Origin of the sequence: Adlercreutzia wanghongyangiae (assembly GCF_035989245.1) — a bacterium.
GTDB lineage: Bacteria > Actinomycetota > Coriobacteriia > Coriobacteriales > Eggerthellaceae > Adlercreutzia > Adlercreutzia wanghongyangiae.
The window spans coordinates 18,149-33,493 of sequence record NZ_JAYMFF010000001.1; the positions used below are offsets into that span (position 1 = coordinate 18,149).

11 protein-coding genes are annotated in these 15,345 nt (G+C 64.3%); 4 read left to right on the plus strand and 7 right to left on the minus strand.

Going from position 1 to position 15,345, the window contains the following annotated elements; translation table 11 throughout:
- Positions 1–49: 49 nt before the first annotated feature.
- The 5 genes from VIN30_RS00075 to VIN30_RS00095 all read right to left on the minus strand — a co-directional run bounded on the left by VIN30_RS00075 (position 50) and on the right by VIN30_RS00095 (position 7,389).
- Positions 50–1,054 (minus strand): 4Fe-4S binding protein, encoded by a 1,005-nt coding sequence (locus VIN30_RS00075; protein WP_338208259.1) that lies wholly within the window; start codon positions 1,052–1,054, stop codon positions 50–52.
- A gap of 8 nt (positions 1,055–1,062) precedes the next feature.
- Positions 1,063–1,836: a 4Fe-4S dicluster domain-containing protein gene (locus VIN30_RS00080; RefSeq protein WP_338208261.1), complete on the minus strand. Its 774-nt coding sequence runs from the start codon at positions 1,834–1,836 to the stop codon at positions 1,063–1,065.
- Positions 1,837–2,207: 371 nt separating this feature from the next.
- The gene (locus tag VIN30_RS00085; RefSeq protein ID WP_338208263.1) at positions 2,208–3,122 is read right to left on the minus strand and encodes a dimethyl sulfoxide reductase anchor subunit family protein; all 915 of its coding nucleotides are present in this window, start codon (positions 3,120–3,122) and stop codon (positions 2,208–2,210) included.
- Positions 3,123–3,128: 6 nt separating this feature from the next.
- Positions 3,129–3,788: a 4Fe-4S dicluster domain-containing protein gene (locus VIN30_RS00090; RefSeq protein WP_338208265.1), complete on the minus strand. Its 660-nt coding sequence runs from the start codon at positions 3,786–3,788 to the stop codon at positions 3,129–3,131.
- Between the two features lie 13 nt (positions 3,789–3,801).
- Entirely contained in the window at positions 3,802–7,389 is a 3,588-nt protein-coding gene (locus tag VIN30_RS00095; protein ID WP_338208267.1) for a molybdopterin dinucleotide binding domain-containing protein, read from the minus strand.
- A 286-nt stretch (positions 7,390–7,675) separates the two neighbouring features.
- Here VIN30_RS00095 and VIN30_RS00100 point away from each other — a divergent pair, with 286 nt between their 5' ends.
- Together VIN30_RS00100 and VIN30_RS00105 are read left to right on the plus strand one after the other, a co-directional pair.
- Positions 7,676–8,629: a hypothetical protein gene (locus VIN30_RS00100; protein WP_338208270.1), complete on the plus strand. Its 954-nt coding sequence runs from the start codon at positions 7,676–7,678 to the stop codon at positions 8,627–8,629.
- A gap of 11 nt (positions 8,630–8,640) precedes the next feature.
- A complete protein-coding gene (locus VIN30_RS00105; RefSeq protein ID WP_338208272.1) occupies positions 8,641–10,596 on the plus strand; it encodes a UvrD-helicase domain-containing protein in 1,956 nt (651 codons plus the stop codon).
- Between the two features lie 449 nt (positions 10,597–11,045).
- Here VIN30_RS00105 and VIN30_RS00110 read toward each other — a convergent pair whose 3' ends face one another.
- Both VIN30_RS00110 and VIN30_RS00115 read right to left on the minus strand, forming a co-directional pair.
- A complete protein-coding gene (locus tag VIN30_RS00110; protein WP_326426323.1) occupies positions 11,046–11,741 on the minus strand; it encodes a TorD/DmsD family molecular chaperone in 696 nt (231 codons plus the stop codon).
- 5 nt (positions 11,742–11,746) lie between these two features.
- Positions 11,747–12,574, minus strand: coding sequence for a hypothetical protein (locus tag VIN30_RS00115; RefSeq protein ID WP_338208275.1), 828 nt, complete (start codon positions 12,572–12,574; stop codon positions 11,747–11,749).
- Positions 12,575–12,826: 252 nt separating this feature from the next.
- Between VIN30_RS00115 and VIN30_RS00120 the strand changes: the two genes are divergently transcribed.
- Entirely contained in the window at positions 12,827–13,342 is a 516-nt protein-coding gene (locus VIN30_RS00120; protein ID WP_326426319.1) for a hypothetical protein, read from the plus strand.
- A gap of 164 nt (positions 13,343–13,506) precedes the next feature.
- Positions 13,507–15,336 (plus strand): LuxR C-terminal-related transcriptional regulator, encoded by a 1,830-nt coding sequence (locus VIN30_RS00125; protein WP_338208277.1) that lies wholly within the window; start codon positions 13,507–13,509, stop codon positions 15,334–15,336.
- The last annotated feature ends 9 nt before the right edge of the window (positions 15,337–15,345 follow it).

Here is a 15,345-nt window from a genome sequence, read left to right on the forward strand (position 1 = left end):
CGCAGCGGGCGGCGGTCGCGGGTACTGGAGCCCGAAAGCCGACCAGCCCCTAGTCCAGCTTCGGCTCCAAATCGTCCATGACGGGCTCGGGAATCTCCACCACCGTCTTTCCCGCCTTCTTGCCCACGAATACCGGCATGGTAATGGCCTTCGCGGGACACGCGTCCACGCAGTTGCGGCAGCGCGTGCAGTCGGCCATGGTGCGCAGGCCGAATTCCGGATGGCGAATGTTGATGTCGGCCTCGCACGCCTCGGCGCAGCGACTGCACGAAGTGGCATGAGCGGTCTCCAGGCACTTCTCGTCGTTTATAACGGGCACGAAGGTGCGCGAGAAACGACCCACCAGGTTCATCAGAGCCGACAGCGGGCAGAAGTTGCTGCACCATTTGCGCAGCACCACCAACTCCACGATAAGCAGAACCGGAATGAGCACCAACCCGATAGTGGCATCGCCGTGAGCGAAGGCACGCCACACCACCAACACGGTGGCGAAGGTGAGACCCACCGGGCACACCAGGCAGAACACCGGGAACCCGAACACAGCCGTGGAAAGCAGGGCGCCGCCCAGCACCGCATGACGCGAATCCAACTTGCCGTGGTGCACGGGCTGGCATTTCCCGCAAGCCCCGCAAGTATGGCCGGCCTTAGCTGCCTTCAACCCCTCAAGCTCCTGCTTGGACACCGCTTTGATCGCCGTGTTCTTCTGCTCCGCCAGCGCTCGGCGCTTGGCCGGCGAGCGGAAGAAGTCGCGCACGCGATCGATGAGCATAGTGGGACACACCCACGAGCAGAAGGCGCGACCGAACAGCAGCACCAGCGCCGCCACAATCAGCAGCGACACCACCGCGCGCGGAATCATGGTCTTCGTGGCAATCATGGTTCCCAGCGCGCCCAACGGGCACAGCAGCGAGAACGTATCCCAGCCGAAACCCGACAACGTGCCCGCACTCACTCCGGCCACCAGGCCAGCGGAAAGCCCCACGAACACCACGGCGCCCACCGCCGTGCGCAAGGTGCGGGTCCTCAACTTCTTTTCTTTGGTCTTCTCAGCCATGAATCCCCCTAAACCTCAACGGGACGCACCACAATGGCACGCTCGGTCGACTTGATGGAACCCGACGACAACGACAGGCACACGGCCTGGCAGGCGCCACAGCCGTTGCACTTGTCCTCCACGACATAGGGAATGGGGTTGGCGCCTCCCTCGTCCTGAAGCTCGATGGCACCGTATTTGCAGGCGTCATAGCAGTCGCGGCACCCGGTGAGGCGATAGGCCAGGCAGGTGCGCGGGTCGATCTGCGCCGTGCCGATGATCACATTGCCGGTCTCGGCCGTCTCGGGATCGCCCACGACGGCATCCGCCGGCAGGGCCAGAGCCTCCGTGGGACACACTTCCACGCACAGCGGCACGCCGCCGTTTTCCTCGGAGCAGAAGTCGCAGTAATTCCCCGTGTTGAAATCGAGCATGGGGCTGCGCATGCCCAGCAAGCCGTCCTCGATCTTCGCTGGCACGATAGCCTGGCGCGGGCACGCCTCATAGCAGCGCTCGCAGCGAATACACGCGCTCACCAAATGGGCCTCGTCCGCACCTCCCGGCGGTCTGTTCAGCGGATTATGGCCCGCATAGCGCAAACCGCCCAAGCCCATCAGGGCCACCGTGGAACCCACGCCGATGAGCAGGCCGCGCCGCGTAATGCCGCCGTGTGGCTCACGTTTGGCTTCGGCCGCTTCCGCGACGAAAGCAACTTCAGCCGCCATCTCAGGGGCTGCCCCGGCTGCCGCTTCGGGGGCAACCGTGGAAGCCGGCGCACCCACCTCTTTCATCTCCTTTGACATTGATTCCTCCTCTTCAAGAATCCTCTGAGAGTTCGCTCCTCTTCGAGCGCTTTCGGAGAAAAAGCTCGAAGAGAGGCAACCATCCCAGTCGCGCCAACAGTCGCGCCCCAAACCCGCGAATTGCTTTCAAAATCACGGGTAGCGTAGTTTCCGGCGCGATTTTTCGTCTCCCGTGCTTTCAAAATGACGGGTAGCGTAGTTTCGGGGTACGCTACCCGTCATTTTGAAAGCAATTCGCCCCATCGGCATTAAACGAAGCGGGCTTTTGCGTTGCCTGCGGGGCTTGCCATTAGAACAGCCCGCTTCGCCATCATGCTTCTTGGGGAAGACGCACCGACCGACCAGAGACGGCGCGTCCCCCCACGTTTACGTTAGTTCAGCGCCCACTGGAACTGAATCAGCGCGTTCACAGCCACTTCGTACAGCAGCACGCGCCACACGAGCGTGCCCGCCACGGCGCACACCAGGCCGATGGCGGCCACCACCAGCACGCGCTCGGCGGGAATCTTGCCCACCATCACCAGCGCGGCCAGCACCGCCGGCGCCACGCAGCCGATGCCCATCACGCCTAGCCAGAAGGCCAGAGCATGCTCGCCCGCCATGATAGCGGCGGTCACCTGCTCGGCCTGGCGCATGGCCACATCGGGCAGAGTGGGATCGAAGTAGTACTCCATCTCGGTGTAGTGGCCGCCCATGCCGGAGATCATCACCGCGTAAGCCAGCGAAACCACCGCGCAGACCACTGCGCCCACCAGGGCCACCGTAGCCGACAGCTTCACGGCATCGTCGCACTTCACCGCCGCAGCGATGACCAGCGCGCCGAAACCACCCAGCAGCACCGTGGTCACAATGTAGTAGACCGGCAACAGCAGGGTGTCCCACACGGGAATGGCGGCCATCAGGTAGCTTTCGCCCGTCGCGAAGGGCAGCGCCACCGACACCACGATGGCCATCACGGCGCACCATTTGGGGGCGACGCCCTCCTCGGAACGGCGCATCATCAGGAAATACAGCACCACAGCCAGGGCGAACACAATCACGGCGATCAGCTCGATGGTGATGCCCGAGGTAATGTGGCCGAAGCCGTTCAGCATGCGCAGCGGGTGCTGCAGATGGAAGAACACCGCCAGGCCGCCCACGGCCAGAGCCACGATGGCGCTGGCGCAGGAAGCCAGCTGCATGGCCTTACCGCGTCCCGCCAGGGTCAGAATGCCCTGTACGAGAAAGACGCCGCTGGCCAGGCAGTTAAAGAAGGTGAAGAGAATCAAAGGCCATTGGATTTCCATGCGTGGTTACTCCCTCCACTTTCGGCCCTCGCGCAACAAGTACATCAGCTTCGGCTCGTTGCCCTTGTCGGTGAGGTGGTGAATATCGTTCTCGGTGAAGGCCTCGACGTAGTCCTTCAGCTTCACGCGCGTCTTGGTCATGTCGTCGTACTGGCAGCCCGGGCTGTCGGGATGCGCCGGGCCCTCGAAGTTCTCGACGCCGTTGTCCAGATCGCCGAAGAAGCGGGCGCGGGCGCCGCACTGGGCCACACACTGGGGCAGCTCACCTTGGCTGGTGCGCTGCTCGCACAAGGTGCACTTCTCCACGACGCGCTCGGTCTGGTTCAGGTAACGCACGCCGTAGGGGCAGGCCATGGCGCAGAACTGGCAGCCGATGCACTTGTCCTTGTCAATCTGAATGGTGCCGTCCTCGGCCACGTGCGAAGCCTCGGTGGGGCACACGCGCACACACTCGGGATTCGAGCAATGCTGGCACTGCACCGGGAGGAAGTACATCTCCACATCCGGGTAGGTGCCGCTGCCGCCCTCGATGGGGTGAGGCCCCACGCGCAGGGTCTTGATCCAGAAGTTGCCCACGTCCACGCCGTTGATGGCCTTGCACGCCACGGTGCAGGCGAGGCATCCCGTGCAGCGGTTCAAATCGGTGATGATCGCGTAATTCGCCATTGCTTCCTCCTTTCTATTCCTTCACGAGGCTGATGGTCTGCAGGCCCTTGGCATCGGCACTCGCGTAGGTGAGCTCCACCTTCGAGTCGTCCAGACGCGGGTCGTTGGCCAGCCATTCCTTCAGACGCGGGTCGTTGGCGTTCGTGATGGCCTCGTTGCCCCACGGATCGCACGGCACCGGGTTGCCGAACGGCGAGTTCTCCTCGGTAGCCTTGTACACCACCATCGGGTTGCCGCGCAGCTGCGAGGCGCCGCAGATCCAGCACTGGGCATACTTGTCCATGGTACAGTTGATGCCGACCAGCTCGAAGCCGTGGGCGGCGTGATCCATCTCGGGATACCACCAGGCGTGGTTGGCGTTGGTGGTGCCTTCCTTGATGCCGTAGTACAGGTCGGCCACCTCGCGGATGGCGCCCCACGGAGTGCGCACCCACACCCAGTCGCCCTGCTCGATGCCCAGGCGCGCGGCGTCGTTCGGGTTCATCTCGAAACGCGGCGACGGCCACAGCTCGCGGCACCAGGGCAGCTGACGGTGCTCGGAGTGGAAGTACACAGGCTGACGGGCGCCGGAGGTGCAGATGAAAGTGGCCTCCGGGTTCTCCTTCACGGCCTGCTTGTAGGCTTCCAGGTTGTCGGTAGTGCCGTTGTCGGTGGCCTGGCCGGTGCCCACGCCCTCGATAAGGTGGTAGGGCTTGTTCAGGTAGTTGTCGCTGTTGTAGCTGGCGCCGTCCACCAGATTGGCGTCGTACCACTCGGGCGCCTGAACGCGGGAGTTCTTCGGCTCGAACCAGTGCGGGAACTTGTCGATATCGGGAATGTCGCCGGCGTAGGCCGCACGATCGGGCGAGCACACCTCGGCGAAGGTCTTCGTCTCGTCGCCGATGTAGGACTCGCAGATGGTCGACCAGATCTCCACCTTGCCGGTGGGGGTGCCGAAGGCGCACTTCTCATCCACGGCGGCGTACAGGTTGTAGCCGGCCTGCTGGCGACGGTAGCCCATCTCCCAGCGACGGTAGGTGCCCCAGCGCTCGGGGTGCCACTTGCGGCAGTCGAACCAGCCCTCTTCCTGGAACTTCGCCGCGTACTGCGGGAAATCGGGACCCTCGGGGAACTCCTCGGTCTTCCACCAGTCGGTGGCGTCCTTCAGCACGCGGTACTCCTGCTCGTCGTAGCCCACGGTACCGCCGGCCTGCACGAAGTCGTGGTAGTCCAGGTTCAGCCACTCGTCGTACTCGGGGTCGCGGTCGTTGAACGGCACGCCCATGGACTTGTGCAGGCACACCACGAAGGTGGGGTCGAACACCACATCGCCAATGGGCTCCACGCAGCGCTGGCCCGCGCCGAAAATGCCGCCGGCGCCCTGGGACACACGACCGGTGTTAGTCTCCAGCCAGTGAGTGCAGGGGAAGACGTAGTCGGCGGTGCCGTTGTTCGGGCAGGACCACAGGTTGATGTCCACCCAGAAGTCCAGCTGCGTCAGCGCGTCCCACGCCTCCAGCAGGTTCGACTGGTTCATGAAGTCGCCAGACATGCAGATACCGCCGTACAGCTTGTAGGGCGAATTCACCTCGCGGATGGCGTCCCAGATAGAGCTGGCGTCGGTCCAGGAGTTCCAGAAACGCAGCAGCGGGAAGCGCTCGGCGGAAATCTGATCCTCGTTGGCCTCGAAGGGCGTCTTCACGCCGGGAAAGGCGCGGGAACCCTTGTAGTCGCCGCCCTTGCGCATGGCGATGATGCGGGCCTCCTCATCGGTGGGGATGTGGTTGCCGTAGCGCTCCATCAGCGGCGAGTTCTCGTCCTGCAGGTACTTCACGAAGTTCTGGATCAGCGGGATCTGCTGCTCGATGGTCAGGTCGCGCGGGGTGTCGCCCAGCTCCATGGAGCCGATGCCCTCGCGAATGCCCCAGTCCACCGGATCGTGGTCGCTCACGATCATGTTGGCGCGGCCGCAGCAGCCGTCTACCTGGGCCTTGGAGGAGCCGCGGTTGCCGGCCGGCTCGTCGGAGTTGCCGGTCAGGCAGGCGATCAGCTGCAGGGCGCGGGTATTCTGCACCGCGTGGCCCGTCTGATCGGGAGCCAGCTGGTAGTGAATGCCGCCGTTGCCGTGAAGCGGGTTCAGGCGCGTGGTGTAGATGCGCACGGCCTCCTCGATCTTATCGGCGGGCACCTCGGTCACCTGGGACACGTAGTCGAGCGTGTACTCCTCCAGGTTGTGCTCCCACTCCTGCCACACCGACTTGGCCTCGATCATGCGGCCATCGGCCAGCTTCACCTGCACACCGTCGGGCCACAGCTCTGGGTCCTTCGGCAGGCCCTTGGGGTTGCTCTTCGCGCCCTTGGCGTTGTCCGCGCCCGTCCAGTAGGCGTCGTAGGCCGGGTCGGCCGGGTCGGCGAACTTGGAGGGGTCGGGCAGCCAGGCATCGGCGATGATGGGCTTGTAGGGGTGCTCGATCCAGGTGCCGGTGGTCGGGATCTTGTGCTTCTCGCCCTCCCACTGGCAGGCCTCGGCGTCCCAGTAGGTCGGCTTCTCGTTGGCCGCGTCCCAGCAGATGAAGCGGCGGTAGGAGTACTGCTCCGGCGCCGGCTCCCACCACTGCGACACCCACTCGCGGTCCAGATCGGCCTCGGTGAGCAAGCGGCTGGTCATGTGAATGCCGCCGTTCATCTCCAGGAAGTAGCCCTTGTAGGTCTTGCCGTCGGCCTCGGGGTTGTACAGGAAGGGGCCGTTGGACCAGCGCTTCACGAAGTTCTTGTCGTAGGCGTCGTTGTCCACGATCCACTTCAGCCAGCCCAGCGACAAGCATAGGTCGGTGCCGACGCGGATGGGCAGCCACAGGTCGGCCTCCTTGCCGAGCGGGCTCATGCGCGGGTCGACCAGAATGTGCTTGTAGGCGCGCTGCGAGCAGTCAACCACGGTACGGTTCGTGGAGTCGTAGTTCGAATACTCCGACGCGGTACCCCACTGCACGTACACGATGGGGCCCTGCTCCACCTCCATCCACGGCGAGCCCTTCTCGTCGGTCAGAACGCCGCCGAAGTGACGCGGACCCTTGCAGATCTCGTAGGCGGAATGGAAGTTATGGGTGCCGAACACCGACTTCAAGGTGCCGTAGGGCGGCTGGGCCCACACGCGAGACGTGCCGCCCATAGAAAAGATCGACTTGCCGCCGTACTTCTCGATCAGCTCGTTGAACTTGGCACCGATCTCGTCCATGGCCTCGGCGAAGTTCACGCGCACCCAACCCGGATCGTCCTCGCCCTTGGGATTGGTGCGCTTCATGGTGTAGCGCAGGCGGTCGGGGTGATACAGCGCCAGCATAGACGCCTGCGACTTCGCGCAGCAATGCCCGCGGCTGTGCGCATTGGACTCGTCACCTTCCACCTTGATGACCTTGTTGTCCTGCACGGTGACCCACACACCGCATTCGCACTTGCCGCATGCGCGGCAGCAGGAACGGATGCGCTTGACCTCGCCAGCTGATTCGTCGACGCCCTCGGCCAGAGCCGCCGACGGCACGGCGGCGAAGCTCAACGTGCTCGCAGCGCCCGTCACGGCAGCCGCCTTCAGGAAACTGCGACGAGTCAGTGAAAGTTTAGCCATGGGTCCTCCTCTCTCTTACTTGCTTGATTTCCAGCAAAGCGCCGGTGGCGACCGGATCGGCCCCGGGAACCATGGAGGGGAACGGAACGACCGCGATCGTCCGGCACACCACCGATGCTTTGCTGCCCAACGAAGCGAAATGATACGGAGCCGATCTGTTTCGCAATCATAAGAGGAGGGGGATTGTGAGTCGTCGAATCATCCCCCTTGCTCATCTTGACGGGATGATTTCCCTGCTTGAGGCCTTTCTATACTGGAAAACGAAGAGGATAGAAAGGAGAACCCGATGGCAAAACCCCATCCCTCTATGGCGCTTATGCTGGATTTGGACGAGCGGCTCGTTACCCACGACCTGCGTCTGGAAATCGACCGCTGCTACTCTTACTTGGGAACGCCGGTGGTACGCACGCACGCGACGGCTTCCGGGGAAGTGGAGAACACGTTGGTGATGACGGTGCGCGTAGGGGCGCGAGAATATCTGGACAGCACCGCGGAAGGCGCCGACGAGCTGTGGAACGACTACATCGAGCACTGGCTGCTGAACCAAGTGCACGCCGTGGAGAACCAGATGAAGATCTTCAACCGCCGCCAGCGCGAGGAGAAGCGCGACGAGCTGATGTTCACCTGGCTGGCCATAAGCTTGCAGGGCGGGCGCCTGACGGTGCGTCTGCGCCTCGATTCCACCTGCGGCATTAATCCGGCCGACAGCGTGTGGGTGTCGCGCGTGCGCACCGCCCTGAACGAGGGGCGCCTCGGCAGCGGCGTCGTATCCGTGACGCTGCCCTCCGAGGCCTCCTACCAGCAGCAATACGCCGCGGGCATGGCGGCGCTGGCAGCGCGCAAGCTGGCCGAAGAGGAAGCCGCCCGCGCCGCCGCCGAACAGGAAGCCGCCCAGCGTGCGGCCGCGGAAGAGGCCGCAGATGCCGCCTTCATGGCGTCCCCCGCCCTGGTAGCTGCTGCCCAAGAGGCCAAGCGTGAAGCCGAGGAAGCGGCGAACCTGGTGGTACAGACCCGCATTGCCCGCGATCTGGAAGCCGCCGAGCGCGGCGAGCTTCAGAAGACGGCCGAGCAGATTGTGGCCGAGCGCATCGCCGAGGAAATGCATCTGGGCGAGGACATTCAGAAGAAATACGCCCTGCCCGACCCCGACTTCCCCATCGCCTTCGACCAGTGGACCGTGCACTACGCCGACGGCACCACGCGCGACTTCAACGCCGCCGCCGGCGTCTTAGCCGAGTAAAGGGGGCTGTTATGACCGACACCTTCGCCGCCATCGCGGCCTTCGACGGCCGCATCGCCAAAGTAACGGGCCCCGTGCGCTCCGGCAAAACCGAGGCCCTGCTGCGTCGCGCAGCCCATGCCCTGGCTAACGGCTGCGCGCCCGAAGACATCCTGCTGGCCACCACCACCGCCGAAGCCGCCCGCATCGCCCGCCAGCGTCTGGCGGCCCTGCTGGCCGCACGCGGCGCAGACGACGCTGCGGCCCTCGCGGCCCGCGTGACCGTGGCCAGCGCCCAGGAAGCTTGCCTGGCCGTGCTGGCAACGCCCCAGGCGCAGGCAGCCACGGGTCGCGCGCCCCGCGTGCTGGCCCCCTTCGAGTACAACTTCTTCCTCGAGGACATGAAAACCCTGGGGACGCCGGTACGTCGCCTGCGCGCCGTGCTGAACCACTTCAATCGGCAGTGGTGCGCCCTGGCCCCCGAGGAAGACTGGGTGGTGCCAGGCGACGAGCAGCAGACGCTCGACCTGGCCCATCGACTGCTGCACGCCACCAACGCCATGCTGGCCGACGAAGTGGCCTACGTATGCGGCCGCTATCTGCAAAGCGAAGAAGGGTCTTCGGCACGCCAGGCCTTCTCGCTCGTGCTGGCCGACGATTTCCAGAACCTGTCGGCCGCTCAGCAGACCTGCCTCTGCCTGCTCGCGCGCGACCAGCTGATCGTGGCCGGCAACCCCGGCGAGACCATCGCGGCAGCCACCAGCTGCCCCAACGCAGCCGGCTTCACCGATTTCGACCGCTTGCGCCGCGATGTGACGACATTCGCCCTGAGCGCCGCCTTCGGCAATCCCGCTGTCACCGCGTTCTGCGACGCCGTGGCCCAGGCGGGCGACTGCGACGCAGCCGTCGCCGCCCAGCGCGTGGGCAAGGGCCGCCCTCTCTCCACAGTAAAATGGAACGCCCCCGAAGACGAGTTCAACGGCCTAACCCGCTACCTGATGGATCTCGCAGCCAAAGCCCCCGATGCGCCCCTCGCCGGCATCTGCGTGGTAGCTCCGAACAAAACCTGGGCCACCGCCCTTTCCCAGATGCTTTCCAAACGCGGGTTTACCGTATCGTCGCTGGGCTTCGAACGTCTGGGCGGCGACCCACGCGAAACCGCACGCGCCCGCGCGCTCATGGCCTACACCGCCCTGAACCTGCTGGCCGACCCCGACGACTTGTTCGCCTGGCGCGCCTGGGTGGGCTACGGCAACTATCTCACCTATTCCGACGGATGGAAATTCCTGCTCGCCTGGTGCGACGAACACGACGCCGGCGTGCTGGAGGCTCTGGATGCCGCCAGCAAGGCCCGAGCGGCGGGCGACCCCGAACCCTTCCCCCGCGCCGAACGCCTGGCCGAGCGCTACGATGCCGGCCGCGCGATGATCGCCCAGCAGAGCGCACGCCGTGGCCACGGGCTGCTGGCGGCCATCGGCGCCCAGGACCTGCGCGAGTTCGACGCGCTGGCCCAGGCTATCGCCGGCGATGAAGATGCCACCGCGCTGTACGCCCTCGCACGCGCCAGCCAATTCAGCCCGACGCACGACGCCAACCCGCGCGCCCTGCGCCTCAGCTCCTACGAGCAGCTGTGCGGCTGCAACTACCGCGCCGTATACGCGGCTGGATGCGTGGACGGGTTCATGCCCGCCCGTGATGCTTTCGAAGTGGTGTCCACCGACGACGATCGCACCCGCGTGCGCGAGGCCGACCGCCGCGCCTTCGCCGCCGGTGTCGGCAAGGCGTCCGACACGCTGATGTTCTCCACCTTCAGCACCGCCGACTTGGAATTGGCCGAGCGTACGAAGATGCAGGTGACCCGCGTGCGTATGGAAGGGGGCCGGCGCGTGGCCGCTGTGCGTCCCACCTGCTTCATCGAGGAAGCCGGCGCGGCGGCCCCCCTCACCCAAAGCGGCCAGACCCTCCTCGCCGACACCGACATCGCCTAGCCGCCCTCCCTGCGATTGCCAGCCAACCGGCGCGGAGCCCCCCCCCCTTGCACGAAAAGCCCCTTTGGGGCTTTTCTTTTGCGCTTCAAGCGACCTACGTCGAGGCCCCCGCCCCCTCGTCTTCTCGCCGTCAGCCCTGGAACATTCCCACGACTCGCGCTCCAATTGCTTGGGAAATGACGGGTATCGTAGTTTTTCGCCCCTTTCCCCCTTCCTTCTGCTTTCAAATCGACGGATATCGTAGTTTCGGGGTACGCTACCCGTTAATTCCCAAGCAGTTTCCGCTCCGCGCGCTGCATAATCGCACATTCAAAGCAGCTCGGCGCTATCGAGAAGGGCCGCCTCCCCTCACCCGATTTCCGCATCGAGATATGCGTCGACCCCGCGTAAGGGGGAAGCGGGGTCGACAGAAAGGGAGGGGAAAGAAAAGGGTTGACTGAAAAGGGGCTCTAAACCTCCACGGAGTCCAGAAGCTCGTGTAGCACCGCCTCGTCCTCCTGCAAGGTGCCCAACGTCAGCTGGGCGAGACCTTGGTAGAACAAGGTGCGCGCATGCAGGCGCATATCGGCAACCAGCATGGGCACCCAATTTAACAGGTGATTCTCCAAAAAATCGCACGACGTGCGCAGGTAGGCCACCGCCTCATCCTCGGCGTCGTCGGCCAGCGCCTCGGCCGCGCGCAAGGCCATGCGCTGCATGAACTCCAACTCCAACGCGATATGGTCCTCGGCCTCGTTCCACGCCCCGCGCTTCAGCTCGTTCTCGCGCAGCGTTGCCAGCACCTCGGCGCGCGCCTCCTGCATCAGCAGACGGCGCTCGGAGGTGTACACGCTCTCATAGGGATACGCGGCCGAGTAGCCGTTCACCCCGTGGCCGATGAACGTGCTCACGTAGTCGATGGCCAGCTCGGTCACCGAATCGTCCCAAGCACGCTTCAGATAGTCGTACATCTGGTGATAGCCCTCATCGGCCGCCGCATTGCCCGTGGCCTGGGGAAAGCGCATCTGCTGCAGCTCGCGCAGCACGGCGCCGTCCACCTCTTCCCTGAACAAGCGGGCCAGCATGCCATAGGAGCGGGCGCGGGCGTTCATCAGCGCAACGAGGTCTACTTCCTCGGCGACAGTTGCTTCCTCAATAGCTGCCATGGGTCTTAGGCCTCCTTAGCGCTTTTCAACTCGACGAGCATCGCCCGTCCCAAATCGGTCAAGTTCCAGGCGCCGTTGCCCCAAATCACGCAGTCGGTCGCCTCCAAAATGTCCACGAAATGCTGTCCGAAGCGACGCGGCGACTTCGTGATCTCCAACGCGTCGGTCACCTCCTCGATAGCCGGCAACGTGCGCGGGGCCTCGGCGAGCGCGTCCATCACCAGCTCGTACACCGCGGCATAGCGGAACTCGTCGGAATCCAGCACGATAGCCCGGAACGGGGCACCGCTCAGGTACTCCGCGCGCAGAGCCACGGCCTCATCGGTAGCACGCCAGATCGGATCCACGCGCTCCTTGATCTCCAGATAGGCCACGCCTTCCGCAGCGATCTCCTGCTCCTCGGCGGTTGGCGGCATCTCCAGCGTCAGGCCGCCGGCACGCTCCAGCATGCGGCACAGCGTCATGGGGGCGTACACCGACCAGTTGTCGCGCTGCCATGTTTCCACCTGCTCGGCGATCTCGCTGGAGGGGCAACCGCCCTCAGCGAGGCCGATGATGTTCAGCAGCACCGGACGGCGATTGGGATTGCGCACGAACAGCGCCTGCAGGGCCGCCCGGGCGCTCCCCTGGCGCGCCGGCGAGTACACTGGATCGTGGTGCACCGTCTCAGGCATGTTGCGCATCGTGGGGTAGTCGATGGTGTCGTAGGGGTTATCGTCGTCCATCCATTCCTGATCGATTTCGGAGTCGTCCACCGCCAAAGGGTCGAACTCGTCCTCGACCAGCAGCAGTTGAAGGGCGTCGGGCGCCTCGCTGGTGTTTCGGTAAGCCACAGGGCCTCCTTCCTCAGATCTATCCTCTTCGCCATTCATTTTAGAAAGCGGAAAACGCGGCGGCTCATACGGTCAGGGCGTTCTTTGGGGGAAACAGCGCGAAACGACATCATCATCCCGGGATGATTTCACCTCGTACCCAGGATGATTCCCGCGCGTACCAGGCCCTTTTCCCTTGACCTTTCGCGCGCGCCCGCCATAATGAACCTGCGTTGCGAATCTGCGGGGCAAACTTCAAGCAAGGGAGCACTTATGACCAACGCAGCATTCGGCAAGAAAGTTCTTGCCATTTTGGGCTTGGCCTGCCTGTGTGCGGCCCTTATCGCTGTCCCGGCCTATGGGTACTACTATGTGCACGACGACAGCGTGTCGGACGGATCGCAGGGCCTGGGTGCCTACGAGGTCTTCATGGTGGTCGATGAGACCGCCGTGGGGGGCGACGTGCACTCCGACCTGATGTTCGTGCCGGCGGGCAGCACCGCCGATGTCGTCCTTTCCGAGGGCGTCATCTCCAGCGAGAACCAGAACGGCCTGGACGCCATTCACAACTACGACGTCCAGTCGGTGGCTGATTATCTCGCCGCCAATGGCTACAACGCCACCGTGAGCGTATACGCCACGGGCGAGGCGCAAGCCTACAAGGACGCGGAGGGCGCTTACGCCGCCACGTCCCAGAACGTGAGCGATGCCTACACCGCCCCCTCGAAGGGCGATGGCTCGACCGTTCTCGATCGCTACGACAACGTGGTGATCACGGTGACCAAATAGGTTGCCTTCGGGGGAGGGCCGTCGACCAGCGGCCCTCCCCCGCCCAAGGGGGCAGGAGCAGTGGATGCGGAATCTTGACCACGCTCCAACAGGATTTTATAATCCGCTGGCTCGCTGTTAACACACGAGAGCTGAGCAGGGGACCGGCGCAACAAGGGGGAACGATGGGCTTTCATGTGCCGCGCATTACCATCAATTTCGACTTCAAAGAGGGAACCTCCTTCGGAGAGCTAAGCCTGGCCTGCTTGGGCTACGGCCTGCATCAGGCCTGGATCTACAGCTCGATGTTCGACAAAAGCGGCATCTTCGGCGCCGCGGCCGTGGAGGCCGGCCCCCTTACCGATAATCTGTCGTCGGTGTATTTCGTTTCCATTCTGGTGTACGGGCTTTTGCTGCTGTTGGCCAGCGTCCTCGACACCCGGCTTATCCGATTCTTCCATTCTACGGGGGCCCTTCTCGGCGCGGCGCTCCTGGGAACCGCAGGCACGGTGCTCTTGCTGCTGCCTCCTGATGCCGGGCTGAACGTCAACATACTGCAAATGGTTTCCGGCGCACTCACCGGTGCCGGATCGTCGATGCTGCTCATTGCCTGGGGCATCACCTTCGCACGACTCGATTCGGCCTCTATTATCATCAACGGGGCGCTGTCCATGGCCATCGGTTTCGGCGTCTATGGCCTGGTGCTGCACCAGATCCCCTTCCCCTTCGGAGGAGTGACCAGCGCCTGCATCCCGTTGGCGGAGTTCGCGCTGCTCATGCTGTTGCGCCGTCACGTGAGCCTCGATTTCGATAACCGCATTCTGCTGTTCCGCCCGCTGCCCATCAATCACTCGCGGTTCGTGCTGCGCTTCGGGCTGCCGGTGTTCCTGCTGGGAGTGGCCCTGGGAATTATGCGCCAAACCTCCATCGAGCATATCCTGCCCGGCACCGCCTTCGAAGATCAGGCAATGCTGTTCATGACGGCATGCGGCGCCACCTTGCTCATCATGGTGACCTTCCTGGCCTTGGGCGGCGACGAGCGTTGGCACACCTTCTTCCGGCCACTTATTCCGTTCATCGCCGTAACGGCCGTGTTCATTCCCTTCTCGGCCACAGACGACACCATTTGGAGCACGTCCGTTGTGCTGGTGGGCTACATGTCCTTCGAAGCGCTGATGTGGATATTCTTCGCCGAGCTGGCCCAGCGCTTCAGGCTCTCCCCCATTTTCGTGTTCGGCTTGGGCCGAGGCGTGATGGCCCTGGCCGCGCTCGGCGGATCGCTGCTGCCGATGTTCGCCGAGCGCATGGCCGCTCCGGCGGCCTTCGGGGAAGTGGGCACTGTGCTGGTGATCATCGTGGCCATGATGATGGCCTACGCCATGCTGCCCGATGAGCGCGAGATGGCCTCCATCGTTATGGTCGGCGCGCCGCATGCCACCACCAATCCCACCACGCGACCGCCCCTGTTCGTGGTCATCGAGGACGGCTCGGCGGCCGGTGCGGAGACCGCAACGGCGGACACGGGGCAGCAGGTCGACAGCCTCGCCGGCAACGTGAGCCGCACAGATGAGACGAGCAGAGCCTGCGAGACGCCCGCCAGCGAGATCGCCCCCGTTGAGGCAGACACCGAAGCGAGCACTGCGGCCGAGTCCTCCGATGCGGCATGCGCCGGCAGCTCCGCCCCGCCTGCCCGCCCTTCCCGCATCGACCTGTCGCGCTCCATCTTCGCCGATGCCGTTCCCGTAGGAGCAGCCGGCGCGTTGGAAACCGAAGACGCCGGGCACCGCGGCCGTTTCCGCGAGCGTTGCGAAGTGGTGGCCAATACCTACCTACTCTCACGCCGCGAGAACGAGGTGATGTACTACCTGGCCCGGGGCTACAAGTCGTCCTACATCCAGCAGCAGCTGTACATCTCCGAGGGCACGGCGAAAACCCACATCCGCCACATCTATCGCAAACTGAACATCCACAGCCAGCAAGAGCTCATCAACCTCATCGACGACGTGCAGCTGTAGCAGCCCGGC

Bases quoted from the DNA above. Each gene is read 5' to 3' on its own strand.
- VIN30_RS00075 (WP_338208259.1), bottom strand. From the start codon at position 1,054: ATGGCTGAGAAGACCAAAGAAAAGAAGTTGAGGACCCGCACCTTGCGC.
- VIN30_RS00080 (WP_338208261.1), bottom strand. From the start codon at position 1,836: ATGTCAAAGGAGATGAAAGAGGTGGGTGCGCCGGCTTCCACGGTTGCC.
- VIN30_RS00085 (WP_338208263.1), bottom strand. From the start codon at position 3,122: ATGGAAATCCAATGGCCTTTGATTCTCTTCACCTTCTTTAACTGCCTG.
- VIN30_RS00090 (WP_338208265.1), bottom strand. From the start codon at position 3,788: ATGGCGAATTACGCGATCATCACCGATTTGAACCGCTGCACGGGATGC.
- VIN30_RS00095 (WP_338208267.1), bottom strand. From the start codon at position 7,389: ATGGCTAAACTTTCACTGACTCGTCGCAGTTTCCTGAAGGCGGCTGCC.
- VIN30_RS00100 (WP_338208270.1), top strand. From the start codon at position 7,676: ATGGCAAAACCCCATCCCTCTATGGCGCTTATGCTGGATTTGGACGAG.
- VIN30_RS00105 (WP_338208272.1), top strand. From the start codon at position 8,641: ATGACCGACACCTTCGCCGCCATCGCGGCCTTCGACGGCCGCATCGCC.
- VIN30_RS00110 (WP_326426323.1), bottom strand. From the start codon at position 11,741: ATGGCAGCTATTGAGGAAGCAACTGTCGCCGAGGAAGTAGACCTCGTT.
- VIN30_RS00120 (WP_326426319.1), top strand. From the start codon at position 12,827: ATGACCAACGCAGCATTCGGCAAGAAAGTTCTTGCCATTTTGGGCTTG.
- VIN30_RS00125 (WP_338208277.1), top strand. From the start codon at position 13,507: ATGGGCTTTCATGTGCCGCGCATTACCATCAATTTCGACTTCAAAGAG.